18 protein-coding genes are annotated in these 24598 nt (G+C 74.8%); 11 read left to right on the top strand and 7 right to left on the bottom strand.

Annotated elements, in window-relative coordinates; genetic code table 11:
* Positions 1-35 precede the first annotated feature (35 nt).
* Together MXD62_RS29495 and MXD62_RS29500 are read left to right on the top strand one after the other, a co-directional pair.
* Positions 36-716 carry a hypothetical protein gene (locus MXD62_RS29495; protein WP_248832651.1) on the top strand — a complete coding sequence of 227 codons (681 nt, stop codon included), beginning with the start codon at positions 36-38 and terminating at the stop codon, positions 714-716.
* A 3-nt stretch (positions 717-719) separates the two neighbouring features.
* Positions 720-872: a hypothetical protein gene (locus tag MXD62_RS29500; RefSeq protein WP_248832652.1), complete on the top strand. Its 153-nt coding sequence runs from the start codon at positions 720-722 to the stop codon at positions 870-872.
* Between the two features lie 844 nt (positions 873-1716).
* On the opposite strand, the gene MXD62_RS29505 is transcribed toward MXD62_RS29500, so the two are convergent.
* Together MXD62_RS29505 and MXD62_RS29510 are read right to left on the bottom strand one after the other, a co-directional pair.
* Complete coding sequence (locus tag MXD62_RS29505; protein ID WP_248832653.1) at positions 1717-3450, bottom strand: acyl-CoA dehydrogenase family protein; 1734 nt, start codon at positions 3448-3450, stop codon at positions 1717-1719.
* Positions 3447-4232, bottom strand: a complete 786-nt coding sequence (locus MXD62_RS29510) for a TetR family transcriptional regulator (protein WP_248832654.1) — start codon at positions 4230-4232, stop codon at positions 3447-3449. Before MXD62_RS29510 ends, MXD62_RS29505 begins: the two co-directional genes overlap by 4 nt.
* A 1325-nt stretch (positions 4233-5557) precedes the next feature.
* Between MXD62_RS29510 and MXD62_RS39460 the strand changes: the two genes are divergently transcribed.
* The 3 genes from MXD62_RS39460 (at position 5558) to MXD62_RS29535 (ending at position 11069) form a co-directional block, all read left to right on the top strand.
* Complete coding sequence (locus MXD62_RS39460) at positions 5558-9838, top strand: diguanylate cyclase (RefSeq protein WP_285224231.1); 4281 nt, start codon at positions 5558-5560, stop codon at positions 9836-9838.
* A gap of 155 nt (positions 9839-9993) precedes the next feature.
* Positions 9994-10404, top strand: a complete 411-nt coding sequence (locus MXD62_RS29530) for a response regulator (RefSeq protein ID WP_248832655.1) — start codon at positions 9994-9996, stop codon at positions 10402-10404.
* Entirely contained in the window at positions 10401-11069 is a 669-nt protein-coding gene (locus MXD62_RS29535) for a histidine kinase (protein WP_248832656.1), read from the top strand. Before MXD62_RS29530 ends, MXD62_RS29535 begins: the two co-directional genes overlap by 4 nt.
* 6 nt (positions 11070-11075) lie before the next feature.
* On the opposite strand, the gene MXD62_RS29540 is transcribed toward MXD62_RS29535, so the two are convergent.
* The 3 genes from MXD62_RS29540 to MXD62_RS29550 all read right to left on the bottom strand — a co-directional run bounded on the left by MXD62_RS29540 (position 11076) and on the right by MXD62_RS29550 (position 15971).
* The gene (locus tag MXD62_RS29540) at positions 11076-13082 is read right to left on the bottom strand and encodes a PAS domain-containing hybrid sensor histidine kinase/response regulator (RefSeq protein WP_248832657.1); all 2007 of its coding nucleotides are present in this window, start codon (positions 13080-13082) and stop codon (positions 11076-11078) included.
* A 162-nt stretch (positions 13083-13244) separates the two neighbouring features.
* Positions 13245-14642: an FAD-dependent oxidoreductase gene (locus MXD62_RS29545; protein ID WP_248832658.1), complete on the bottom strand. Its 1398-nt coding sequence runs from the start codon at positions 14640-14642 to the stop codon at positions 13245-13247.
* A 51-nt stretch (positions 14643-14693) separates the two neighbouring features.
* Entirely contained in the window at positions 14694-15971 is a 1278-nt protein-coding gene (locus tag MXD62_RS29550) for a phosphatase PAP2 family protein (protein ID WP_248832659.1), read from the bottom strand.
* A 565-nt stretch (positions 15972-16536) separates the two neighbouring features.
* On the opposite strand from MXD62_RS29550, the gene MXD62_RS29555 reads away from it, so the two are divergent.
* Positions 16537-18066 carry an adenylate/guanylate cyclase domain-containing protein gene (locus MXD62_RS29555; RefSeq protein WP_248832660.1) on the top strand — a complete coding sequence of 510 codons (1530 nt, stop codon included), beginning with the start codon at positions 16537-16539 and terminating at the stop codon, positions 18064-18066.
* A 101-nt stretch (positions 18067-18167) separates the two neighbouring features.
* A complete protein-coding gene (locus MXD62_RS29560) occupies positions 18168-18956 on the top strand; it encodes an SDR family oxidoreductase (RefSeq protein WP_248832688.1) in 789 nt (262 codons plus the stop codon).
* Between the two features lie 21 nt (positions 18957-18977).
* Here MXD62_RS29560 and MXD62_RS29565 read toward each other — a convergent pair whose 3' ends face one another.
* Positions 18978-19397, bottom strand: coding sequence for a hypothetical protein (locus MXD62_RS29565; RefSeq protein ID WP_020463852.1), 420 nt, complete (start codon positions 19395-19397; stop codon positions 18978-18980).
* 364 nt (positions 19398-19761) lie between these two features.
* Between MXD62_RS29565 and MXD62_RS29570 the strand changes: the two genes are divergently transcribed.
* Complete coding sequence (locus tag MXD62_RS29570) at positions 19762-20523, top strand: glucose 1-dehydrogenase (RefSeq protein ID WP_248832661.1); 762 nt, start codon at positions 19762-19764, stop codon at positions 20521-20523.
* Between the two features lie 21 nt (positions 20524-20544).
* Here the strand turns inward: MXD62_RS29570 and MXD62_RS29575 are convergent, their stop codons facing one another.
* Complete coding sequence (locus tag MXD62_RS29575; RefSeq protein ID WP_248832662.1) at positions 20545-21426, bottom strand: TIGR03854 family LLM class F420-dependent oxidoreductase; 882 nt, start codon at positions 21424-21426, stop codon at positions 20545-20547.
* Positions 21427-21553: 127 nt separating this feature from the next.
* On the opposite strand from MXD62_RS29575, the gene MXD62_RS29580 reads away from it, so the two are divergent.
* The 3 genes from MXD62_RS29580 to MXD62_RS29590 all read left to right on the top strand — a co-directional run bounded on the left by MXD62_RS29580 (position 21554) and on the right by MXD62_RS29590 (position 24395).
* Positions 21554-21760 (top strand): hypothetical protein, encoded by a 207-nt coding sequence (locus tag MXD62_RS29580; protein WP_248832663.1) that lies wholly within the window; start codon positions 21554-21556, stop codon positions 21758-21760.
* The gene (locus MXD62_RS29585; protein ID WP_248832664.1) at positions 21757-22248 is read left to right on the top strand and encodes a hypothetical protein; all 492 of its coding nucleotides are present in this window, start codon (positions 21757-21759) and stop codon (positions 22246-22248) included. Before MXD62_RS29580 ends, MXD62_RS29585 begins: the two co-directional genes overlap by 4 nt.
* A gap of 278 nt (positions 22249-22526) precedes the next feature.
* Positions 22527-24395, top strand: a complete 1869-nt coding sequence (locus tag MXD62_RS29590) for a hypothetical protein (RefSeq protein ID WP_248832665.1) — start codon at positions 22527-22529, stop codon at positions 24393-24395.
* Positions 24396-24598: the final 203 nt, after the last annotated feature.

Genomic DNA, 24598 nt, shown 5'->3' on the forward strand with positions numbered 1-24598 from the left:
ACCCGACTCACCCTGGGATAGCCGGCTCACCGGGAATGGCGGTGACTCACCTGGAATGGCTCTGCCGCGGCGGTCGGGCCGCGGGCCGTGCCGCCGACCCGGGCTTGGACGCCGCCGAGGCGACCCTCGGGTGCGCCTGCGAGCTCTGGACCCGCTGGTCACCGCTCCGCGGGTGGGCCGCCGCGTCGTGCGGGCGCGACTGGGTGCCCCGCGCCCGGCGGTCGCTGCTCGGCGGGCACACCGGCGGCCGGGCGGCGGTGATGGCCCGCGACGCGACCCGCCCGGCCGTGGGCCGGCCCGCGGTGTGCCGACCCGGCGCGGGGCGCGTCGATGAGGGCTTCGAGGAGGCCGTCGAGACGGCCGGTGCGGCGGGCGCGCTCAGCCGCCCCTGCGAACCCGCCGGAGCGGATGCGTGTGTGCCGCCTGCCGGCGCCGCGGGCGAGTACCTGGGCCGGGTCGTCCCGGACGCCGGACCCGCCACCGGACCGGTCTGGGGCCGCGCGGTGTGCGGCGACGAGGTCTGGGCCGGGACGGCCGTCTCGTACGGGTTGGAGGGCCGGTACGGCCTGGTCGGGCTCGGTGACGGCCGCACCGTCATCGTCGGCCCCACCGTCGGCCGGCCGGTGGTCGACCTGCCGGTGGTCGGCTTCGGTGTCGGCCTGGAGGTCGGCTTCGCCGTCGGCTGGGCCGTGGACCGCGGCCCGGCGGGCACGTGACCGGTGCCGGTGCTGGCGGGCGGCGTCCGGCGGGGACCGGCGGGCGTGGTCGGACTGGGACTCGGCGTGCGGCTGGTGCTGGGCGACGGCGACCGGCTCGGCCCGCCGTTCCCCGTCGCCGGCACGCCCGGACGGCCCGGCACGGTGGTGGGCTGATCCCACCCCGTCGGCCAGGACGGCCCGGACGGCCCGCCCTGGGTCGGCACCGGCGGCACGGACGTGGTGCGCGGCCCGCCGGAGCCGGATGCGCCACCGGCGCCGCCCCCCGTGGCCGGCACGGGCCAGCCGGAACCGGAGCCCGATCCGGCGCCGGTGGCCGTGGCCGTCTCGGCGTCCGGATCGGGGCCGGCCGCGACCGGGCGCGAGCCGGCCGTGGCCGGTGACGGCGCGGGGTCGGGCTCCTTGACGACGAGGCCGGAGGCCTCGGGCACGTCCGGGCTGGCCGGCGGTGCGGTCGCGGCCGAGTCGGCCGGGCCGGAGAGGCGCACCGCGACCGCGCTCAGCGCGAGAACCACGGTGACGCCGGCCGCGGTGACGATTCCGGCCCGACGGCGGTCATAGATCCAGGCCCATTCGGCCACTCCTCGGACGAGCCCGAAGAGGCCTGCGACGACCACCAGGGACGCCACAGCGAGAAAGAAGACGATCATCACACCCCCGGAGGCAGGCGACGCGGGCCCAGCCCAGGAGGTGGCCCGTCACCTTCCGTTACGCGAACACTACATTGCGTTTCCAGTAGCGCGAGTCTCGGACCGCTACAAACTGTCCAGAGTCAGGATAGAACGGGACGTACCGCCCAGAGTCACATCCGACGTTTGTCACACCCTCCGGGCACACTCTCCGCACACGTCTGATCGCTTACGCACGGCCACGCGATCAGGCTCCCGGCCCGGACGGCCGGCCTGGCCGGCCCCGGTCGCGGCCTCGGCCGCCCGCGTCGAGCCGGGAGGCAGGCCTGCGACCTCGTATGTCAGGCGATGCCAGGCGACGCCAGCCGACTTCAGACGGTGGCGGGCGGGATCCGGCGCAGGATGCCCTCGAGGTCGAGCCCGGGTGGGAGGGTCCCGAAGGCCAGGCCCGCGTCCCCGCCCAACCGGGCCGCGCAGAACGCGTCGGACACCGCGGCGGGCGCGTGCCGCACCAGCAGCGAGCCCTGCAGCACGAGCGCCATCCGCTCGACGAGCCGGCGCACGACCAGCTCGATCACCGGCGCCCCGCCAACCCCACCCGCGCCCGCCGCCCTACTCGTGCCGGCCGCCCTACTCGTGCCGGCCGCGCCGCTGGTGCCGGTGAGCAGGTCGTCCAGCTCAGCTCGGAGCCGGCCCCACGCCGCGTCGAGCCGGGGGTCGCCACCGGCGGCCGCGTCGACCTCGGCGCCGTAGGCGGCCAGGCTCGCGGGCTCGCGGCCGAGGGCCCGCACGACGTCCAGCGCGTTGACGTTGCCGGAGCCCTCCCAGATGCCGTTGAGCGGGGCCTCGCGATAGAGCCGCGGCAGACCCGACTCCTCCACGTACCCGTTGCCGCCGAGGCATTCGAGTGCCTCGGCGACCATGGCCGGCTGGCGCTTGCACACCCAGTACTTGGCGAGGCCGGTCGCGAGACGACGGAAGGCCCGCTCGCCCTCGTCGCCGTGCTCGGCGCGGTCCACCGCGCCGGCCACGCGCATCACGAGCGCGACCGCCGCCTCCGACTCCACCGCGAGATCGGCCAGCACGTTGCGCATCAGCGGCTTGTCTATGAGCAGCGAGCCGAACGCCGAGCGGTGGCGGGTGTGATGCGCCGCCGCGACGAGCGCCGCGCGCATCCCGGAGGCCGCGCCGACGGCGGAGTCCAGCCTGGTGAGCGCGACCATCTCAATGATGGCGCGCACCCCGCGGCCCTCCGTTCCGACCAGGTGGCCCAGCGTCCGGTCGAACTCCGGCTCGGCGCTGGCGTTGCTGCGGTTGCCGAGCTTGTCCTTGAGTCGCTGGATGAGGAAGGGGTTGCGACCGCCGTCCGGCAGCACCCGCGGGACGAGCAGGCACGACAGGCCGCCCGGCGCCTGCGCCAGCACCAGGAACACGTCGTTCATCGGGGCACTGGTGAACCACTTGTGCCCGCGCAGCAGGTACGAGCCGTCCCCGGCCGGGACGGCGATGGTCTCGTTGGCGCGGACGTCCGAGCCGCCCTGCTTCTCGGTCATCCCCATGCCGGCGAGCAGGCCGCGCTTGGACAGCGGCGGGCGCAGGCCTGGGTCGTAGACGGTGCTGGTCAGGCCGGGCAGATAGGCCGCGGCCAGGTCGGGGGCGGCCCGCAGCGCCGGTGTGACGGCGTAGGTCATCGACACCGGGCACAGATGGCCCTGCTCGACCTGCCCCCAGACGAGGAACCCGGCCGCGCGGGCCACATGCGCGCCAGGCCGGTCGGCGGCCCACGGCGCTCCCGCCAGCCCGGCGCCCACGGCCACGCGGAGCAGCTCGTGCCAGGCCGGATGGAAGTCGACCTCGTCGACGCGATTCCCGTACCGGTCGTGCGTGCGCAGGACGGGCGGGCACCGGTTGGCCTCGTCACCCCATCGCTGCGCCTCGGCCGTGCCGGCGAGCCGGCCGAGACGGTGCAGGTCGTCCGCGTGGCCGGCGGCGCCCTCGCGGGCCAGCGCCTCCAACAGGGCGGGATCCTCGGCGACGTCGTGGCCGACCAGCGGCGGTGGTTGGTTGGTGACGCGATGCGTCGGGCCACCGCCGTCCGCCGTCATCCGGTGCCACCGGGCGGACGGCCCGCCGGCGCCGGGACCTGCCCGGCCACGGGGACAGGACCGGCCGAGAAGGACGGCCAGCCGCGTTCCACCGGGCACGCGCCGACGCACCGCAACGCCATCGCCACCACCTCCCGGACCACCCGCTCGGCCTCTCGGCCGCCGCGGGGAAGCTCCTCGGTCATCGAGACCGGGCCGACGAGCACCTCGCCGATCGCGCCGGTGAGCGCCGCCGCCGCGACCATCGGGTCCTGTGCCGGCAGCGACCCCGCCTCGACGCCCTCGCGGACCAGAGCCGCGAACACGTCCCGGTACCGGCGGCGGAAGTCCAGGCGCTCGGCCTCCACCGCCGGGTCCGACGGTGCCACGAGCAGCGCGTAGGCGAGGCCGCGACGCGCCAGCGCCCGCCGGGTGAACAGAGCGACCGCCTGGACGAGTCGGTCGACGGGATCGCCCCCGGCCGCAGGCGCCTCGGCGGCACCCGGGACCGTGGCATCAGGCACAGCGGCAGTCGGCACAGCGGCGGTCGGCACAGCGGCCAGGGCGGAGATCAGGGTTGCCTCGCGGTCGGCCGCCCGCCGGAAGACCTCGACTACCAGCGCCGACTTGGACGGGAAGTGCTGGTAGACCGAGCCGACCGACATGTCCGCGGCGGCGGCGACCGCGGTGACCGACGCGCCGGCCCACCCGGTGTCCGCCACCAGGTCGGTGGCCGCGACGATCAGTCGCTCACGTGCGGCGGCCAACCGGTCGTCGACTGCGGTGGTGCGACGGTAGGGCACAGAAGGAGTGAATCACCGTTCGCGCCTTCAGGCCACGGCGCGGCGCCGATTCGGCCCCTACGGACCAACCCGATCAGGCCGGTCACGCCGATCGCCTGGTCAGGCCGATCAGGCCGATCAGGCCGGGGCGGCCGGCCGGCGACCGCCCCGCGACCGGACGACGCGGGAAACATCAACCGACGGCACGCAAACAGAAAAAGTGCCCGGGAAAATCCCAGCCGGCATTGATGCCGGTAGAAGCCACGGGCTTCCGGCGGCACGCCGGCACACCAGCGCATGCTGACCGGCAAACCGAACGCCGACCGGATACGCACAGATGTCACCGGCGCCCGCCTGCCGGCATCTCACACCCAATGCCGCCATGCGCGGGCACCATCGCCGCCGCGCCACCGCCACGGCCGCCGATATGCGGCCGCGGGATGCGTGCGCTCGTGATATACGACTTCGTGATATACGCGGTGGACGGACGGCGACTTTCCGACCCATCGTTTCTACCACAGGGCCGCTTAGCGGTGCCGACGGCAATGCCCCGCCCCACCGCTTCACCGCCGTTTAGCCGGGCGAGCTTCCGGCCCACCGGTTGCGCAGGGTCACCCCGGCCCCCGTCGCCGCCGGGCCCGCCGGCGCCCCGCGACGACGCCACGAACAGCGCATTGGACGTCCCCCACAGGAGCCTGCCCGTGGTGACGGTGACTCCAGGAGCCCGGTACACGGAGACACACCGGTAACTGTGAGTATCACAAACAGACGCTCGGACGAATATCAACGAGGTCGCTGTGGCCGCAGTGCCTCCGCACGGTCGCGCCGGGCATCACGGCGCTACCGCGGCGCCCGCGCCGCCGCGACCGCGGCGTGATGGCGCGGGCGCAAGCAGGCGGCACCGACTCGGCCCGCACGGCGCCCGCCCGCCCCGGCCCGGCCCCGGATTCGCGGCGTTCACCGGCCCGGCCGCCACCGGTATCCGGTGTATCGCCCACGGCCGGTCATCCGGCGCCGGGCCGCCGGTCCGATTTGCCGAACCGGCCTCGAAGTGGCCGGTAACACAGCTTCCGTCGATTGACCCACCGGCCCGGCTGCGAGCGAAAGACACCCCGACAGGCGCGCGACGGCGCGTCCGATTCCCACTGGGAGCAATTCGGCCGGCCGGGCCCGGCGGTGTAAGAACCACACAGGCACCCGTCGAGTGAAACAGTCCGCGGCGCAACTCGTATGCTCTTCCCCTGCCGGGATTCGACGGATCAAAACCGAATACCGTCACCAAACACGGTCCCGGCGGAGTGCCGTCGCATCGGCAGCGGCGGGGGAATGGAAACTGGCGGATGACCATGGGCGACCGGCGACACCGGATGACGCCCGGCGACCGCGCTCGGCGGCGGGTCGAGCGGCGGCGGGTCAAGCGTGAGCGCCGTTGGGCCAGGTGGTCGTTCGGCCGCGGCCGGCTGGCCGGCTGGCCGCTGGTCAGCGGGCTGATCGCGATCCTCGCGCTGAGCGGGGTGGCGCTGGTCGGCGGCAGCCGCTGGCTGGCTGACATCGAACGGGACCGGTTGGCGAACCGGGTGAGTCTGATCAGCAACCTGGCCACCTGGGAGTCGACGGTCGACGACCCGGCGGGCCTGCGGGCCGTCGTCGAGCGGACCGCGTTCGACCCCAACTACCCGGCCCGCAACCACCAGCTCGCCGCCCAGTTCCAGATCACCCCCGGAGGCGACACCACACTGCTGGTCGCGCTGCTCGACCGCGCCGGGACGCTCCTGTCCGTTCGGCCGGCTCAGGGCGCGGTGAGCGTCGGGGATCTCGGGCCGGCCTGGTCGACGGCGTGGAGCGGCGGCAGCGCCGTCTCGCCGGTCTTCACGCTCAACGGGCAGGCGGCGCGGGCCACCGTCGTCCCGGTCGGCGGCCCGCGGCCCTGGGCGGTCCTGGTCAGCGTGTCCACCGAGGAGTCGAAGCGGCAGCTCGGCACCGGTATGGGCACGCTCCTCCGGCTACGCGGGCAGGGCGCCGTCTCCACCATCGACGCGCGTGGCATCGCTGTGATCTCAACCGACCCCTCGCTGCCCGGGACCCGCGTGCTCGACCCCGCCGAGCTCAGCGCGGCCTGGCGCTCGACCAACCGCACCCGGGTCTGGACGACCGGCGGCGAAGACGGCTACACCCACGTCGCCGCCGCCCAGCCGGCGACCGGGTACACGACCTACCTGGTCCAGCCGACCGCGCAGCTCTACGCGGAACTACGGGAGCAGCGGTCGCACCGCAACATCACCCTGCTGGTGGTGACGATGGCCGCGGTGCTCTCGATCGCGGTCGTCGGGCTGCACGAGGAGACCCGCGCCCGGCGCCGGCACGGGAAGCTGAGCTCGCTGCTGGCCGCCACCCGCGACATCGTCATGACCGTCTCGGCCGCCGGCCGGCTCGAGTACGTCAGCCCCGCCGCGGCGACCCGGCTCGGCCACGATCCCGCGGCGCTGCGCGGGCGGCCGCTGTCCGAGCTGATGCGCGGTGGCGACGCGGAACGGGTCGCCACGCTGCTCGACGAGCCGCTGCCGGCGACCGTGATGAACGTCCGGCTGCTGTCCGCCGCCGGGCACGAGCACTGGTTCGACGTGTCGGCCCGGCGCCTCGCCGACGAGACGGGCTCGCCACGGGCGATCCTGACCTTCCACTCGATCGAGCGGCGCAAGTCCCTGCTCGACCAGCTCGGGTTCCAGGCCGGGCACGACCCGCTCACCGGGCTGGCGAACCGGGCGACCTTCGACGAACGGCTCGCCGGCGCCCTCGACCACCAGCCGGCCGGCGGCGCGCTCGCCCTGCTGTACATCGACCTGGACCACTTCAAACCGATCAACGACACCTATGGGCACGCGGCCGGCGACCGGGTGCTGACCGTCGTGGCGAGCCGCCTCACCGGCACGGTCGGCGCCGGGATCGCGGCCGGGCCCGACGCCGCGGCCGGGGCCGGGGCCGGGAGCACCGTCAGCCGTTTCGGCGGCGACGAGTTCGGCATCCTGCTGCCCGGGGCGGACGAGACCGCCGCGGGCGCGATCGCCGCCCGCGTCGTCGCCGCGCTCGGCGAGCCGATCGACCTGAACGAGACCCGCGTGACGGTCGCGGCCAGCGTCGGGGTCGCCGTCGCCCGCGGGACATGCCGTCCCGAACAGCTGCTGCGGGCCGCCGACCAGGCGATGTACCAGGCGAAGGCGGCCGGCCGGGCCCGGTACTCGATCGGCGTGGTGGCGGAGGCGGAGCCCGACCCGTCCGAGGAGGCCGCGCCCACTCCCCCGATGACACCGGCGGCGTCCCAGGCGTCCGGGACGCCGGCCACGGGGAACCCGTCCGTCTCGCCTCCGCCCGCCGCGCGCCCGTCCTCGCGGCGTCTGTCAGTCGCGCACCCGTCCACCCGGCGCCTGTCGGTCCGGCGCCTGTCGGTCCGGCGGCCGTCCGTCCGGCGCCGAGGGGGTACTCGGCCGCCCGCTCCGCTGCGGCACCGGCTCGCGGCGGCGATCCCGTCCGCGACCGTCGTCGTAGTGCTGCTGGGGACCGTGACCGCCGGGCTCGCGATGGAGACCACGGCGCGTGACAGGGCTCAGAAGCAGCGGATCGACGCCGGCGTCGAGCTCGTCACCCACGTCGCCGAGTACGCCCATGCCCTGAGCGACCCCGGGCGCCTCACCGGGGTCGTCTCGGAGATGCCCTGGCCGCTGGGGGACCCCGCCGCGCTGACCGAGGTGTTGCGGGTCATGGGGACCTCAGCCGTTGCCGGCCCGGGCTCGCTGCTGGCCGTCGTCGCTCCCGATGGCCGGCCGCTGGCGACCGAGCCGCCCGGTACGCCCGTGCCGATACCCGTCGGCGACGATCTCTGGTTCGACGCCAGCCACAAAGGGACGCTCACCCCGATGATCCTCGTCAACGGCCGCTCCCGGATCTGCTCCATCGTGCCAATCCTGCGCGGCGGGTCCGCGGCGGCGCAGCTACTGCTGTGCCCGACGAACGTGCTGCCCGCCGCCCGGACGCTGCGCTCCATGAACGGCCTGTCCGGGGACCTCGGCCGGGGCGGCATCTCCGTGCTCGACGTGCACGGCCGGGCGGTGCTGTCCTGGGACGAGGCGCTGGTCGGCAGGACGCTGGTCGAACCGGCCGACCTCGAGCAGGTCCGCGACGGCACACCCGGCCTGGTGCGCTCGGCGAGCCGGCCGGACACGATCGCCGTCGCCACGGCGATCCCGGGCGGCGGATACGTCCTGCTGGACCAGACCGCCGACCTGTTCCAGCTGAGCCTGCTGGAGTACCGCTCGATCGGCGACGGGCTGCTCTTCGGGATCATCGGCGTCACCGTCATCGGGCTGGCCGTGGCCAACCGGCGCCGGGAGCGCGCGGTGCGCCAGGACTTCGAGCAGCTCGACATGCTGCTGCACGGCGCGCACGACATCGTCATCCTCCTCGACCGGAGCGGCCGGCTGGATTTCGTCAGCTCCGCGGCGGAACCGCTGCTCGGCCGGGACAGCCAGGAGATGCTCGGCCACGACCTGCTGCGATACGTGCACCCGGAGGACCAGGCAGCGGTCCGCGAGTTCCTCGCCGGGCCGGCCGGCGAGGCGGCGGACGGCCGGGCGCTGCAGGACGTCCGGCTCGAGGCGCGTGACGGCAGCCACCGCTGGTTCGACATCGAGGCGACGGCCTGCGCCCCGCGGCCGCCGGCCGCCCGCGCCCGGGGCCCGGTGCTGACCTGCCGGGAGATCGGGGAACGGCGCGGCCTCACCGAGCAGCTGCGCCGGCGGGCCCGGCACGACCCGCTCACCGGGCTGCCCAACCGGGCCGCGCTGGCCGAGCACCTCGACGCGGTCGCGCGGCGCAGGACAGCGTACGCGGTCCTGCTCGTCGACCTGGACGATTTCAAGCCGGTCAATGACAGCTTCGGCCACGAGGTGGGCGATCATGTGCTGCGGGTGACCGCCACGCGCATCCGCCGGGTCCTGACCGGCGGCGGCGCCGGTAGCGGTAGCGGAGACGGTGCCGGCGGCGGCACTGGCAGCGCCAGCGGCGACACCGACGGCGGGGTCGGCGCCAGCGGCGACAACAGCCCGCGCCGGCCTGACACGGCGCCCGCTCCCGGCGGTGCCGCGGGCGCCGGGGAGCGGCCCCGTTTCCGCCGCCGCCCGTCGTCCTGGTTCGGCGGCGACCTGGGCGGATCATGGAACCGGCCGGAGCAGGGTGAGGTCTTCCGGGTGGGCGGCGACGAGTTCGTCGCGGTGCTGGCCGGCCCCGCCACCGCGCTCGCGGGCGGGCTGGACGTCGAGGCCGTGGCCCGGCAGACCGCCGACCAGATCACCGCGATCGTCCGGGAACCGATTCACGCGGGCGGGCGGCTGGTGACGGTGGGCGCCACGGTGGGCGTCGCGCTGTCGCGGGGGGCGGCCGCTCCGGAGGCCGTCCTGCGCCTCGCGGACGCGGCGATGTATCAGGCGAAGCGGTCCAGGCTTGACGGCCGCCCTCCGGGCGAGCCGCTGCGCACCTCCCCGCCCGCCAGGCCGCTGCGCGCCCCCGGCACCGAGCCAGCCCCCGTCACCGAGGCCGCAGCGCCAGCGGACACCGAGGCCGAGCACGCGTTGTGACGAAAACCCGGAACATCGGAAATGCAACTTCGCCGGTTGCGCCGTCCGGTGTCAGGGTCGTGCCGTATGGTGGCGCCGTTCGGGCTGACAGGCGGCGAGATGGCCCCGGTTCGGGGCGACCGAGGTGGCGTGTGCGGAACCCATGCGGAGGCGAGATGCGCACCCACGGCCGGCCACGAGCGCTCGTCGTCGACGACCAGGAGATGATCCGGCTGCTGGCGGCCCGGGTGCTGTGTGACGGCGGCTGGTCCGTCGAGACGGCGGGCGGCGTCGCCGAGGCGCTCGCCCTGCGGCCGCTCGACTTCGACGCGCTGGTCATCGACATGCGGCTCGGCGCCGAGCGGGGCACCGAGCTGCTCGCCGCCCTGCGGCTCGACGATCCGCTGGTGCCGCGCCGGTGCCTCATCCTCAGCGGCGCGTCCACCGACCCGGCGCCGGACGACGTCGCCGTGCTGCTCAAGCCGTTCCGGGCGGACGACCTGCTCGACGCGGTGAACAGGCTCTCGGGCCGGCCCACGGTCGACGGCGACCCGCCGGGCGGTGGGCGCCGGCGGCGGACCGGATGACCCAGTCCGGGACGGCCGGCGACGCGCGTGTCGTCGACCGCCTGATGTTCCTCATGATCGCGCTCCAGGAGCGTGCGAACCGGGCCCTCGCCGAGGAGCTGCACGACGGGCCGATGCAGGAGCTCACCGGCATCCTGCTGTCGCTGGCGAGCCTGCGCCGGGGCCTGCCGGCCGAGGCCGCCGCGCAGATCACCCAGATCGAGACCCGCCTGCGCGACGCCGCCGCCGCGCTGCACCGGCCCCAGCCGCCGTTCCGCCCCGGCAACGGCCCCCGGCAGATGCTCGAGCTCGGCCTGACCCAGCGGGTGGAGGGGGTCCTCGTCGACCGGCTCTACACCAGCCTGGACATCGACGTCGCCCCGCCCGCGCTCGCGGAGGTCGCCGTCGTGCTGGCGACCGTCCAGCTCCTGCTACAGGAGAGCGACCCGCTGGAGCGCCCGGCGCGTGCGCTGGTGGCGGTGCGGAGCAGTGCCGAGCATGTCGAGCTGGCCCTGCGGGTCGCCTACGCCGACGGCTTCCGCCCCGACGCCGCGACGGCGGGCCGGCTGGAGCGGCTGCGGCAGGTCGCGGACGTCCTCGGCGCCCGGCTGAGCCCGGACGCGGTCACCAGCGCGTGGTCCGCGGCGGTGCGGCTGCCGCGGGCGCCGTCCCAGGCGGGCGGGTAGGCGCCGTCAGCTGTCGCGGGGCCAGGGCGGCGCGCCGTGCGGGGGGAAAGGGCCGCTGAGGGAATCCAGAACCTCCCGCACCTTCGACAGCAGCACCCGCTCGGAGAACGGCTTGGTCAGCAGGGCAAGCCCCGGGGCGAGCGTCCCGTTCTGGGCGAGCACGGGCTGGGCGTACCCGGACATGTAGAGGACGCGCAGGTCCCGCCGCTGCTGGCGGATCCGCTCGGCGACCTCGCTGCCGAGCAGCTGCGGCATGACCACGTCGGTCAGCAGCAGGTGGATCTCCTCCCGCGTCGTCGACGCCAGCGAGATCGCCTCGGGCCCGCTCGCCGCGGTGATCACCTGGTAGCCGTTGCGGGCAAGGATGCGACGGGTGAGCTCGCACATGGCCGGCTCGTCCTCGACCACCATGATCGTCTCGCCGCCGAACAGCTCACCGTCGGCGAGCTGCTCCTCAGCCGCCGGGACGGCGCCGTCGACGGCCGGCAGCAGCGCGCTGACGGTGGTGCCGACGTTGGCCGTCGACAGGATCTCCACGTGCCCGCCCGCCTGGGTGATGATCCCGTAGACGGTGGCCAGGCCGAGCCCGGAGCCCTCGCCCTTCGTCTTGGTCGTGAAGAACGGCTCGAACGCGCGCGCGGCGACCTCCGGCGACATGCCCGTCCCGCTGTCGCTGACCCGCAGGTGCACGAAGCGCCCGCTGCGCAGCCCCGGGCGGGCGGCCGCCGTCTCGTCGTCGATGCTCACGTTCGAGGTGTCGATGGTGAGCGTGCCGCCACCGGGCATCGCGTCCCGCGCGTTGACGGCGAGGTTCACCAGCACCTGCTCGATCTGGCCCACGTCGGCCAGCACCGTCCACAGGTCCGGGTGGGCGGAGGTGTGCAGCTCCACATGCTCGCCGAGGGTGCGGCGCAGCAACTGCTCCATGTCGTGGACGACCCCGTTGAGGTCCAGCGGGCGCGGCTGGACCACCTCGCGCCGGCCGAAGGCGAGCAGCTGGTGGGTGAGCTGGGCGGCCCGGTCGGCCGCCCGCTGGACCTGCTCGATGTCGCGGCGGGCGGACTCCCACCGGCCGCCCTGCTCCCTGGCGGCGGTTCCGACCACCTCACTGACGAAGGCCGTGTAGTTGATGATCACCGCGAGCAGATTGTTGAAGTCGTGTGCCACGCCGCCGGCGAGCTGGCCGAGGCTCTCCAGCCGCTGCGACTGGTGCAGCTGTACCTCGAGCCGTTCCCGCTCCGCCTGGGCCCGCAGCCGCTCGCGCTCCGCCTGCGCCTCCAGCCGGTCGGTGACGTCCCGGATCGCGGCCGAGACGAGCAGCCCGTCCTCGGTCTCCAGCGCGGACAGGGAGATCTCGGCGGGGAACTCCGTGCCGTCCCGGCGGCGCGCGGCGAGCTGCATCCCCGCGCCCATCGGCCGCGGCCGCGGATCGTCGAAGTAGCGGGTGCGGTGCCGCGGGTGCAGGTGCCGCACCGACTCGGGGACGAGGATCTCCATCGGTTGCCCGACGAGCTCGTCCCGGCCGTACCCGAAGAGCCGCTCGGCCTGCGCGTTCACCAGCGCGATCCGCCCGTCCGGGCGCACGCCGACGATCGCGTCCGGCGCCGCCTCCAGCAGGCCGCGGAACATGGCCTCGGCCCGCTTGCGGCTCGTCACGTCCCGGACCGCGGCCGTGACGAAGATGCCCTCGGCGGTCTGGACGGCCGACAGCGAGATCTCGGCGGGGAACTCCGTGCCGTCCCGGCGGCGCGCGGCGAGCTCCACGCCCGCGCCCATCGGCCGCGGCCGCGGGTCGGAGAGGTACGCACCGCGGCGGGCCGGGTGCGCCCCGCGCAACGCCTCCGGGACGAGGATCTCCATCGGTTGCCCGACGAGCTCGTCCCGGCCGTACCCGAAGAGCCGCTCGGCCTGCGCGTTCACCAGCGCGATCCGCCCGTCCGGGCGCACGCCGACGATCGCGTCCGGCGCGGCGTCCAGCAGACTGCCGGGCGGCACGTCGGCATAGCCCGCCAACGACTACCCCCAGATCGTGAACGATGTGTCACGCAATGACACATGGTAGCCCGGAGGGCGCGGGACGTTCGACCGCGAACGGGTATCAGTCGGACCGTGCCACGATCATGTCAGCAGGTGCCGAGGTCAGCGTGCCCAGGTGCCCGGGAACCGGTGGCACGGTCAGGATGTGAGATCCCGGCGGACCGCCTCGGCTGCCCGCCGGCCGGAGAACAGGGCGCCCTGGATGGAGCTGGTGTCGCGGTGGTCGCCGCACACGTAGCGGCCGGGCGAGTGCCGCACCGGCCGGCGCAGCGGATGCGGGCTGGGCATCGCGGGCAGCGCCCGAGGCACGTCGACGCGGGCCAGCGTCACCCAGTCAGCCGTCTCCGCGCCGTAGAGCAGGGAGAGCTGGCGCCGCACGGTCGACTCGTCCACCGCGCCGCCGGCACCGCCGGCGACGCCGCTCGTACCACTACTGCCGCTCACGCCGCCGCTGCCCGCGCCGAGCACGGATGCGGCGACGAGGTCGGCACCCGCCGGGGCGTACTCCGGCGCGACCGCGCTGAGAACGACGGTGTTCACCACGGGGCCGGGACTGGCGCGGGCGTCGAGCACGAGCGCGCCGCCGCGCATCGGCGGTGCCGGCGCACTGAAGTACCAGGTCGTGACGCCGTGCCAGTTCGGCGCACGCAGGCCGGGCAGCAGCCGGGCGGCGACCTCACCATCGGTGGCGACGACCACGGCACGGGCGCGCACCACGCCGCCGCCGGCGAGCCGCACCTCCGTCAGCCCAGCGGTGGACGGCCCGTTCGGCCCGGGGGCGTCGGCGATCTCGACGACCTCCTGTCCGAACCGGATGGTCCCGGGGGGCAGGCGGGCGGCGAGGTGCCGGGGCAGCTCGGCCATCCCGCGCGCCGGCAGGACGGGAGCCGCGCGCAGGAAGCAGCGCCACACCAGGTGGAAGAAGCGGCTGGACGTGTCGAGATCGCCCTCCAGGAACACACCGCGCAGGAACGGTGCCAGGACGCGTTCGACCGCGCCGGGCGACAGCCCCGCGGCGAGCAGTTCGGCGTGTGTTGTCCGCTCGGGACCGGCGATGATCGACTCCGGCCGGGCCAGCAGGTCCCGCGCCGAGGTCGCGGCGAGCTTCGCGAGGTCGAAGGCACCGAGGGCCCGGCCCGGAAGGAGACCACCGAGAGCCGCGACATCCTGGAGCGGGTCGCCGAGCAGCACCGACCGCACGCCGTCGCGTAACAGCACGGAACGGGGGAAGGAGCGCGGCTGGAGCGCCGGCAGGTCGACCTGCCGGCGGATCTCCGGGTAGGACGGCAGAAGCACCTGGAAACCGCGGTCGAGAAGGAAGCCGTCCACCTCGTCCGTGCGGACCCGGCCGCCGACGTCGTCGGAGGACTCCAGGACGAGGACGCCCAGCCCACCCGAGGCACCGGAAGCATCGGACACGGCACCCGGCCCGGTGCCGGCGAACCCGGTACCAGCGAGCCCGGTGTTGGTGAGTTCGGCCGCCGCAGAGAGCCCGGCCAGCCCCGCCCCGACGATCACGACGTCGACGGTCTCCACACTGCCCTCCGAAGATCCGGGTGGCCGCGGGACTCCCACGGCCGTGTCACGCTACGTCACGGCCGACACGGGATCGGTGTGCGCAGTCGGCCTGTCCCCCGGGGCATTCCCGGTTCCGGGGCTCTCGAGCCCGTGCTGGGGCGGCACTGCCGGCTCCGCGGGTACCGCCGGCTCCGCGGGCGCTGATGACTGCGCGGGCACTGATGACTGCGCGGGCACTACCGGCTCCGCGGGCACGACCGCCAAGGGCACGACCGCCGGAGGCACCGCCGAGACACCCGGGGACACAGCCGAGACCTCCGCGGACCCCGCGGATGCGGCCGGCCGCGGGGCCACGGACGGCCGGAACCCGAGGCTCACCAGGGCGGGCTGCTCCGGCACCGGGCGACGGCGGCCGACGAGCAGCACCGCGCCCGCGACCAGGGTGCCGCCCACGATGCCGTCCAGCCAGAAGTGGTTGGCGGTCAGCACGACCACGGCGACGGTCGCCAGCGGCTGGATCACCGCGAGCCAGCGCATCCGGTGGCGCAGGATGGTGACCACCGCCCACGCCTCGAGGATCGCCCACCCCACGTGCAGACTGGGCATCGCGGCGTACTGGTTGGCGACCCCGCCGCTGCCCTTCCCGTACGGCGACGGCCCGAAGAGCGTTCCGGTGTCGACCAGGCCGACCGACGAGTCGACCCGTGGGAGGAAACGCGGCGGCGCGAGCGGGTAGAGCAGGTGGATCCCCAGGCCGGCGCCCGTCGCCAGGATGATCACGTTGCGGACTCGGCGCCAGTGGTCGCGGTGCCGGGCGAACACCCACACCAGCAGCAGGATGGCCGCCGGGAAGTGGACGCCGACGTAGTACCAGTTCGCCCCGTGCGGCAGCCACTGGTGCGCCAGCGCGACGCCCTGCAGCGAGGCCTCGTCGGGCAGGCGCAGGAACCGCTCCAGCCGCCAGACGTCAACAGCGTGCCCGAGTGCGTCGGGCTCGCGGCCGGTAGCCAGGTGCCGGCTCAGGCTGTAGCCGACGTAGAGCAGCCCGAGCAGGATGACCTGGCCCACCGTGTAGGCGAGCAGGCCGAGCCGCGCTCCCGCCCACCGCGGGCGCACCCGTTCGAAGGCGTGCGAGGGCCACGACCCGACATGGGCGAGCCGGGCCACGGCCCCCGCCCCGGCGGGCGGCGCGTCGCCCAGGCCGGGCGGCGCGCCGGCGTGCGCCGCGCCGGCGCGGCGCGCGGACGCGGCGGCTGGTGGTGGCGCGAAGGGAATCAGCCCAGGCAACGCCACCGGTACGGCCGCGGGTCGCTGCCGTGGCAGCGCGGCCGAAGGAGCCCCGACCATGTTTCCCCTCCTCGTCGACGCGTTCCGGACCCGCCACAAGGACGGGCCCACCGCACCGGACGTGACACCCGGCAGCCGCCCCCGTAGACCAACACTCGGCAAACCAACGCCACACGGCAACCGATTTCGCTCGGCAACCGTTACCGCCGGACGACCGATGACGCTGGGCACCACGGACACGACGCCCTGAGTGTCGCCGACAGGTCCGACAGTTCCCGGGCGCCGCCGTCCCCGGCTGTGCGCGGCCTCGACGGGCGTGGGCCGCGACCTGTCCGAGTGTCGGCGTTTCGGCCCGGAAAGGCAGTGGTGCCAGCCCCCCGATCGCGATGGGGTCACCGCCCCCGGCCTTGGTACGGCTCGGTTCGGGCCCGGCGGGCGGCCCCGGCGCGCCCGGCAGGCGCCGAGGGCCGGCCTAAGCCGCGAAAGCCCCGGCCAGGACCTTGCCGGGCCCCGGTGAGCCGTCGCCGGTGGGGGCAGTCGGCCCGCCGAAGGTGGTGCCAGCACCCCCGCGCGGGTGACCCTGGCCTGCTGGCGACGGTGTAGGCGAACCGGGCTGAATGGAGCCATGGCGCGCAACGGCACGGCGGGCGACACCACACCAGGCCACGAACCAGGCAGCCACCGACCAGCGGACGAGACCGGGAGCACCGGAGCGATCACCGTGCTGCTCGCCGACGACAACCTGATCGTCCGGGAGGGCGTGCGGGCGCTGCTCTCCCGCGTCGCCGACATCGCGGTCATCGGTGTCGCCGCTGACCACGACGAGCTGGTCCGCGCCGCCGCGCGGCTGCGCCCCAGGGTCGTCGTCACCGACATCCGGATGCCGCCGGACTTCACCGACGAGGGGGTCCGGGCGGCCCAGCGCATCCGGGCGGCGAGCCCGGCGACAGGCATCGTGCTGCTCTCCCAGTACGACGAGCCCGACTACGCGATCACGCTGCTGCGTGACGGCCTGTCCGGCTACGCCTACCTGCTCAAGGAGCGGGTCGCCGACCCCGACCTGCTGGCGCGCGCCATCCGCGAGGTCGCCGCGGGCGGCTCCATGCTGGACCCGGACATCGTCGCCGCGGTGATGACTCCCGTCCGCGAGGCCGGGACGCTGACCCACGAGCAGGAGGAGCTGCTGCGCGACGTCGCCCACGGGCGCCCCGTGGCCGCCATCGCCGCCGGCCACGGCGACACCCCGGCCGCCGTCAACGCGGCGATCGACGCGCTGCTGCTGCGGCTCGCGCAGGGCGCGAGCTCGGGCCAGGCCGGCGCGCTGCGCCGCCTGCGCATGCTGCACGAGGCGCTGATGAAGCGTGAGGAACAGGACGTCGCCCTGACCAGGCTGCTCCCCAGCGGCCTGGCTCAGAAGCTGCGCGACGACGCCACCGCCGCGAGCCGCGCCGAACGCCTCGTCGTCACCGTGCTGATGTCGGACGTCCGCGGGTACTCGGGCATCGCGCAGCGCACCGACCCGATGGTGCTGGCGCACCAGCTCGACGAGCACCGCCGGGAGATGAACGCGGCGATCCTCGCCGAGGGCGGCACCGTCCTGCAGTACGCCGGGGACGCGGTGATCGCCGTCTTCGGCGCGCCGGACCCGACCAGTGACCATCGCGAGCGTGCGGTGCGCGCCGCGGCCGCGATGCACCAGCGCCAGCGCGGCCTGGACGAGCGGTGGATCAGGCGCCGTCTGGAGCCGTTCGGGCTGGGCATCGGGGTCTCCACCGGCGAGGTCGCGGCGGCCCTGCTGGGCTGCGACGCGCACCGGGAGTACACGCTGGTCGGGGACACGATGAACCTCGCGCAGCGGCTCCAGTCGATGGCGGAGGCGGGTGTCACGATCGTGAGCGCCGCGACCGCGGCGGCGCTGCCCGCCGACGTCGTCGTCCCCCTCGACCCGCGGCCGGTGAAGGGACGGGTCGGGGACGTCCGGGCCTACCGCGTCATCGCCGGCGGCGCCTCCGCCCCCATTCCCGCTCCCGCCTCCGTCCCCGCTCCCGTCGTTCCGGCGCCTGCCCTCACCGCGTCTGCCTTCACCGGGCCGGCGCTCACCGCGCCGGTCCCGCGGCCGCGCCGCCGCCGTCTGCTGGCCCGCTCCGCCGCCTGAGCGCCGGGCACGAGCCCCACCCGATGGAAAATGGGCCCCGAAACGCAGGCCGGGGCCGCCGGGGAGATCCCCGGCTGATCGGGAGGGTCGTGATGACCGCGATGACTCAGCCGGAGCAGTCGGACGCGGGCAGGGGGGTCGCCGTCGTGACCGGGGGCAGCCGGGGCATCGGCGCCGCCTGCGCCCGTCTGCTGGCGCGGGCCGGGTGGACGGTCTGCGTCACCTACCGTTCGGACGAGGCCGCCGCGCAGGAGGTTGTCCGGGAGTGCGACGCCGCCGCGCGGGCCCTCGGCACGCCGGCCGGGGCCGCCGCCGTCGCCGTGGACCTGGCCGATCCGGAGCAGATCCCCGGGGTCTTCGCCGCGGCCGACCGCCTCGGCCCGCTCACCGTCCTGGTGAACAACGCCGGGATCGTCGACCGCCAGATGCGGGTGGACGAGATGACCGCCGGCCGGCTGACCCGGATGTTCACCGTCAACACGGTCTCGTCGATCCTGTGCGCCGGGGAGGCCGTCCGCAGGATGTCGACCCGGCACGGCGGCACCGGCGGGTCGATCGTCAACATGTCGTCGGCGGCGGCCAGGCTCGGCAGCCCGGGGCTGTACGTCGACTACGCGGCGAGCAAGGGCGCGATCGACACGCTGACACTCGGCCTGGCCAGGGAGGTCGCGGGCGAGGGCGTGCGGGTCAACGCGGTGCGCCCGGGAATCATCGCCACCGACATCCACTTCAGCAGCGGGGACCCGGGGCGGCCCGCCCGGATGGCGGGCAGCATCCCGATCGGCCGTGCGGGCACCGCCGACGAGGTCGCCCAGGCCGTGGCCTGGCTGTGCTCGTCGGCCGCGTCCTACACGACCGGCGCGATCCTGGACGTCGCCGGCGGCCGCTGAACGGAGGCCGAACGGGCGCGGCTACCGGGCCGACGGGGGCCGGAACATGACCAGGGCGGTGGGGTTCCGGCGGGCGTAGCGCAGGGCCGCCCGCTCGCAGGAGCCGCTGACCCACTCCAGCGTCCAGTCGACGTTCACCAGGCCCACGACGTCGGCGACGCGCTGCTGGAACTCGTCGTCGACCTCCTGCTCGGCGCTGCGGGAGGCATAGGCCACGCCCTCCATGCCGAAGGCTCCGTACATCCCGGCCGACCACCGGGCCCATCGCGTCCATCGGTCACGCACGGCGACCACGACTAAGCAGGAACCCATCCGCGCCGCGAGCTCCGCCGCGAGCAGGACATCGGCGAGATCTCCGGCGTCACCCGCGCGTAGGCCCACGATCACATGACTTCCCGTTGTTGTCCGCGCGGCGACTCGACGTCCCTCAGCCTGCTCCACGGTTCCTCCTCCACCGGCGCCGTCCCGGTCGGGTTACCGCCGAGGATGGTGGCCACGATTGTGATGGGAAACACCAGAAAGGGGAAGTACCGAAGAGACCTGATTTTGTCGAACGCTCGTGGTTCACGCATCCGACTCGCCGTCCCTTCGATCGCCCGCACGCGGCGACCTGCCCGTACCACGTGATCCGGGTGCCGTCCTCCTCTTTCTGCCCCGCCCCGATCGCCCGTACGCGGACCAGTCGCGGCCGGTCGCCGCGGAGCCGAGAATCCTGAGATCCGGGGCGCGCCGGTGAAGCTCACCCAGCGGGTACGCGCCGCCCGTCCTGGTATGTCATCGCCGGTCACACGAAGGCGGAAAACAGATGTCGGTATTGGACAGATTCCGCCTCGACGGCAGGGTCGCCATCGTCACCGGGGCCTCGTCGGGGATCGGCGTCGGCTTCGCCCGCGGGCTCGCCCAGGCCGGCGCGGACGTCACTCTCGGTGCCCGGCGCACCGACCGGCTCGCCGCGACCGCCGCGCTGGTCGAGGCGGAAGGCCGCCGGGCCGTCGCCGTCGGCACCGACGTGGCCGACCCGGAGTCGTGCCGGAACCTCGTCACGGCCGCCATGGACACCTTCGGGCGGGTCGACATCCTGGTCAACAACGCCGGGGTCGGTTCGGCCCACCCGGCGCTGCGGGAGACCCCGGAGCAGTTCCGCTCGGTCATCGACGTCAACCTCAACGGCTGCTACTGGATGGCCCAGGCCGCCGCGGCCGTCATGCGGCCGGGCAGCAGCATCATCAACATCTCCAGCGTGCTCGGCCTGACGACGGCCGGCCTCCCGCAGGCCGCCTATTCGGCCAGCAAGGCGGCCCTGCTCGGGCTGACCCGCGACCTCGCCCAGCAGTGGACGGGCCGGCGCGGGATCCGCGTGAACGCCCTGGCGCCCGGGTTCTTCGAGTCCGAGATGACCGACCAGTACCTGCCCGGGTACCTGGAGAGCCAGTCGGCACGGATCCTCGCCGGCCGCTTCGGCGACCTTGAGGAGCTGACCGCCGCGCTGGTCTTCCTCGCCTCCGACGCCGGCGGCTACGTCACCGGGCAGACCCTCGTCGTGGACGGCGGCGTCTCCATCACCTGACCGCGCTGCGCAGGGAGCCGGTCAGGTCTCCAACGGCATGAGCTCGCGGGCGAACCCGTCGAGGAACTCCGGCCAGCCGGCGGAGTCGATCAGCGGGTACACGACGAACTTGCTCACCCCGGCGTCCACGTACCGGGCGACGAGCTCGCGCGCCTGCGCCCACCCGCGCGGGACGAGGTCGGCGGGGTCGCGCTCGGGGCGCCGCCCCCGCAGTGCCGCCGCCGTCGCCGCGGGGACCTCACCGAACGCGATCCGCAGGCTCAGCCCGTGGTGCTCCGGATCGACCTCGCGCCCGGCCTCCGCGGCGGCCGCGTTGATCGCGGCGATGCCCGCGGCGGCCTCGGCGGGGTCGACCAGGCTCGCCAGCCAGCCGTCCCCGTAGCGGCCGATACGGCGCAGCGCGGCCGGCGCCGCCCCGCCGAGCCAGATGTCGAGCGGACGGGCCGGGCGGTCCCCGATCCCGATGTCGGTGACGTCGAAGAACTCGCCGCGGAAGGTCACCGTCTCCTCGGCGAGCATCCGGCGCAGGAGCTGGAGCGCCTCGTCGAACACCGCGCCGCGCCGCCCGGCCGGCACCGGGAACGCGTCACGCTCGGCCGGACGGGCCGGCCCGAGCCCGAGCACCGGCAGGACCCGCCGCGGCGCCAGCGCGGCCATGGTGGCCAGCTGCTTGGCCAGCAGGACGGGGTTGCGGCCGGGGAGGACCGCGACCCCGGTACCCACCTTGATCGAGCTGGTGCGGCCCAGGGCGTACGCCATGCCGGCGAGCGGATCGACGCTCGCGGCGGAGAGCTGCTCGGAAAGCCACAACGAATCCACACCGAGTGCCTCGGCCGTGTCGACCCGGGCGGCGAACTCCCGGCCGGGGACGGCGGCGAACCCGACACCGATGCGAATTTTCATACGGTCAGCCTAGATCGAAGCGCCCAACGGGGCCCCGCGCCGAGTGTCCCGGGTAGCCCGCCTGCCCCGGCGAGACAGGCAAATCGGGGCATTGACCCCGGCGTGAATCCCGGAGGACCGTCGTCTGATGGGCGACGTCGGCAAGCCGGAACGCATCGTCGAGGACGAACCGATCGGATTCCCGGAACAGGAGCCGCTGACGGCTCCCGCCCCGGTCCCCGCACCACCAGCCACGGCGCCACCGGTACCGGTACCGGTACCGGCCGAACCGGCGAAGGAGCCGGCCCCCACCGGGCAGGCGGGGCAGGACGGCCGCGTGCCGATCCCACGGTGAGCCTGCTCGGGTGGCGCCAGTGGGCGGTCGACTCCGACGGCCTGCTGCGCCCCGCCTGGACCCCCTGGTCACCGTTCCCGCCCGAGTTCCTGCTGTGGCACCCGGACGGTCTGACCGAGGCGCACTGCCTGCGCACCGACGACTCCGGGCAGGAGCGGCACGACCGCCTGCCGGGCGACGACTGCGTGTGCGGCCTCTACGCCTGGCGTGATCCGTCCCTGCTGGTGACGGCGCGGCTGCCCCGGTGGACGAGATGCCCCTGCGTGATCGGCGTGGCGCGGCTCGGCGGGCGGGTGATCGTCGCCGAGCGCGGCTACCGGGCGCAGCTGGGCTACCCGGTCGCGGTGTTCGACCCCCGCGGCATCGTCTCGCCCCGGTACGCGGTCGCGCGTTACCGCAGGTGGCCGGCCCTGGTCGCCGAGTGGCACGCCGCGGGGCCCCGCGGCGGCGAGCAGGTCGGCGCACACCCTGACGAGACGGGCGAGTAGCCCGATGACCGATGGGCGCGACCCGGGAGCACCCACCGAGGAACGGTCACCCCACGTGACTTTTGCATGGCCGATACCTGAACGGGGGTAGCCAGAAGTGTCTTTGTGCCCGTAGAACGTCACACGTGGCGACAAAGATCGCGCACCGGCCGACTAGGGTCAGACCGGCACGCAACGGCACGATGCGGGCATAACCGGGTCTGGTCACGGTAGATCGCTCCCGGGTCGGGGACGCGCCCGGCCCCGGGTGGCGCGACGGCGCGCAGCGAGGGGGAACCGTGCGGACAACCGGCACCGCGGCGGATCCCGCTGACCCCGCCGAGCCGAGCGACCCCCTCCCCGCTGATCCCGTCCCCCCTGATCCCGTCCCCGCCGGTGCGCGGCGGGACGGGCCGCGGCCGAGTCACCGGCACCGACGTCAGCGGCGCCGCCGGCGCCCGCTGGGCCGCGCGGGCCTGGTCCCGGCGGCGGTCCTCGCGGGGTACCTGGCGCTCGCCGTCGCCGTCTTCCGTGCCGCGTGGGCCGATCCCGGCGGCGTGGTCTACGGCTACAGCGACTCGGTGCTGTTCGCGTGGTACCTGGGCTGGGTCCCGCACGCCCTGTCCGCAGGCATCGACCCGTTCGTCACCTCGTACCTGAACGCCCCGACCGGCACGAACATCCTGTGGAGCACGCCCGTCCCGCTGCTCGGGCTGGTGACCGCGCCGGTGACCGCGCTGTTCGGCCCCGTCGTCTCACTCACCCTGCTGCTGACACTGGCGCCGGCGCTCTCCGCGTTCGCCCTGTTCTGGGTGCTGCGGCGCTGGGTGCCGGCGCCGCCGGCCGCCGTCGCCGGCCTGCTCTACGGCTTCGGCCCGTACATGGTCGGCGAGTCGTACGGTCACCTGCATCTCACCTTCGCGGTCTTCCCGCCGCTGCTGCTGCTCCTGCTCGACGACCTGATCGTGCGCCGGCGCCCACCGGGGCGCACCGGCGTGCTGCTCGGCCTGGCGGTCGCCGCCCAGGCCATGATCAGCGAGGAGGTGCTGGCCACCGCCGCGCTGCTCGGCGCGCTCGGGCTCGCCATCGCCGGGCTGGTCCACCGCGCCGCCGTCCGCGCGCGGGCGGGCGCGCTGCTGCGGGGCCTGGCGGCCTGCGGCACGACGGCCGGGGCGCTGCTCGCCTGGCCGCTGACCGCGCAGTTCCTCGGCGACCAGCGGGTCCACGGCAACATCCAGCCGCACAACGTCGCGGTGTCCGATCTGCTGACCTTCGTCACGCCGACCCCCGCCCAGCGGATCGCACCCGACGCGGCGCTACGGCACAGCCTGCGCTTCACCGGCAACGCGGTCGAGGTGACCGGCTACCTCGGGCTTCCCCTGCTGCTCGGGGTGGCCGCGATCGCCGTCCGGTTCCGCCGCGAGCCGCTGGTGGCGGTGTTCGCCCCGCTCGGCGCGGTGACGGCGCTGCTCTCCCTGGGCGGCCACCTGCACGTGGACGGACGGGTCACCGGCATCCGCCTGCCCTGGCTGCCACTGGAGAACCTCCCGGTGATCAGCAGCGCGCTCCCGTCCCGGCTCGCGCTGTACCTGGCGATGTCCGTGGCGATCGTCCTCGCGGTGGGCCTGACCCGCGTCGCCGCGGCCGCCCGGTTCCCGCGGCCGGTCACCCGGGCCGGGCTCGTGCTGCTCACCGCGGTGATGCTGGCGCCGCTCGTGCCGCGCAGCCACGTGGCGACACCGGCCGCCACGCCCGCCTTCTTCACCGGCGACGCCGTCCGCGCGGTTCCCGAGGGATCGACGGCGCTGGTGCTGCCCTACCCCTATCCGGCCCGCACCGAGGCGATGCTCTGGCAGGCCGAGGCGGGCTACCGGTTCCGGCTCCCGGGCTGCTACTGCACCGTCCCGGGGCCGGACGGCCGCGCCGTCTTCAACGCGTGGACCGACCCGCTCAACAGCGCGCTGGTGGCGGTCGAGCAGGGCCGGTCGGACGCGGCGGCCGCCCTGGCCGATCCCGCCGTGCGGGCCGCCTTCGACCGGCTCGCGCCCGCCGCGGTGATCCTCGGCCCGAGCGCGAACCGGGACGAGCTCGCCCGGCTGGTGACCGGCCTGGCCGGCGCCGGGCCGGCGGACGTCGACGGGGTCCAGCTGTGGCTGACAGCGCCCTGATCACCACCTTGTGATCACCATTGGCGCCCCGGTATGTCCGGGATGTTCCACCAGTGCGACGCGCTGTGACCAGGTGTCCGGTGTTCGACACCCAAAGCGTGGGACAGGACCCGGACCCGGCTGTTGACTGCCGGTTAATCGCCAGTCGATAGCCTGCGGCGCAACGTTTCGGCGTCCGGTTCGGACGTGTCCGCTCCGGACAG

Origin of the sequence: Frankia sp. Mgl5, assembly GCF_023242985.1 — a bacterium.
Lineage (GTDB): Bacteria > Actinomycetota > Actinomycetes > Frankiales > Frankiaceae > Parafrankia > Parafrankia soli.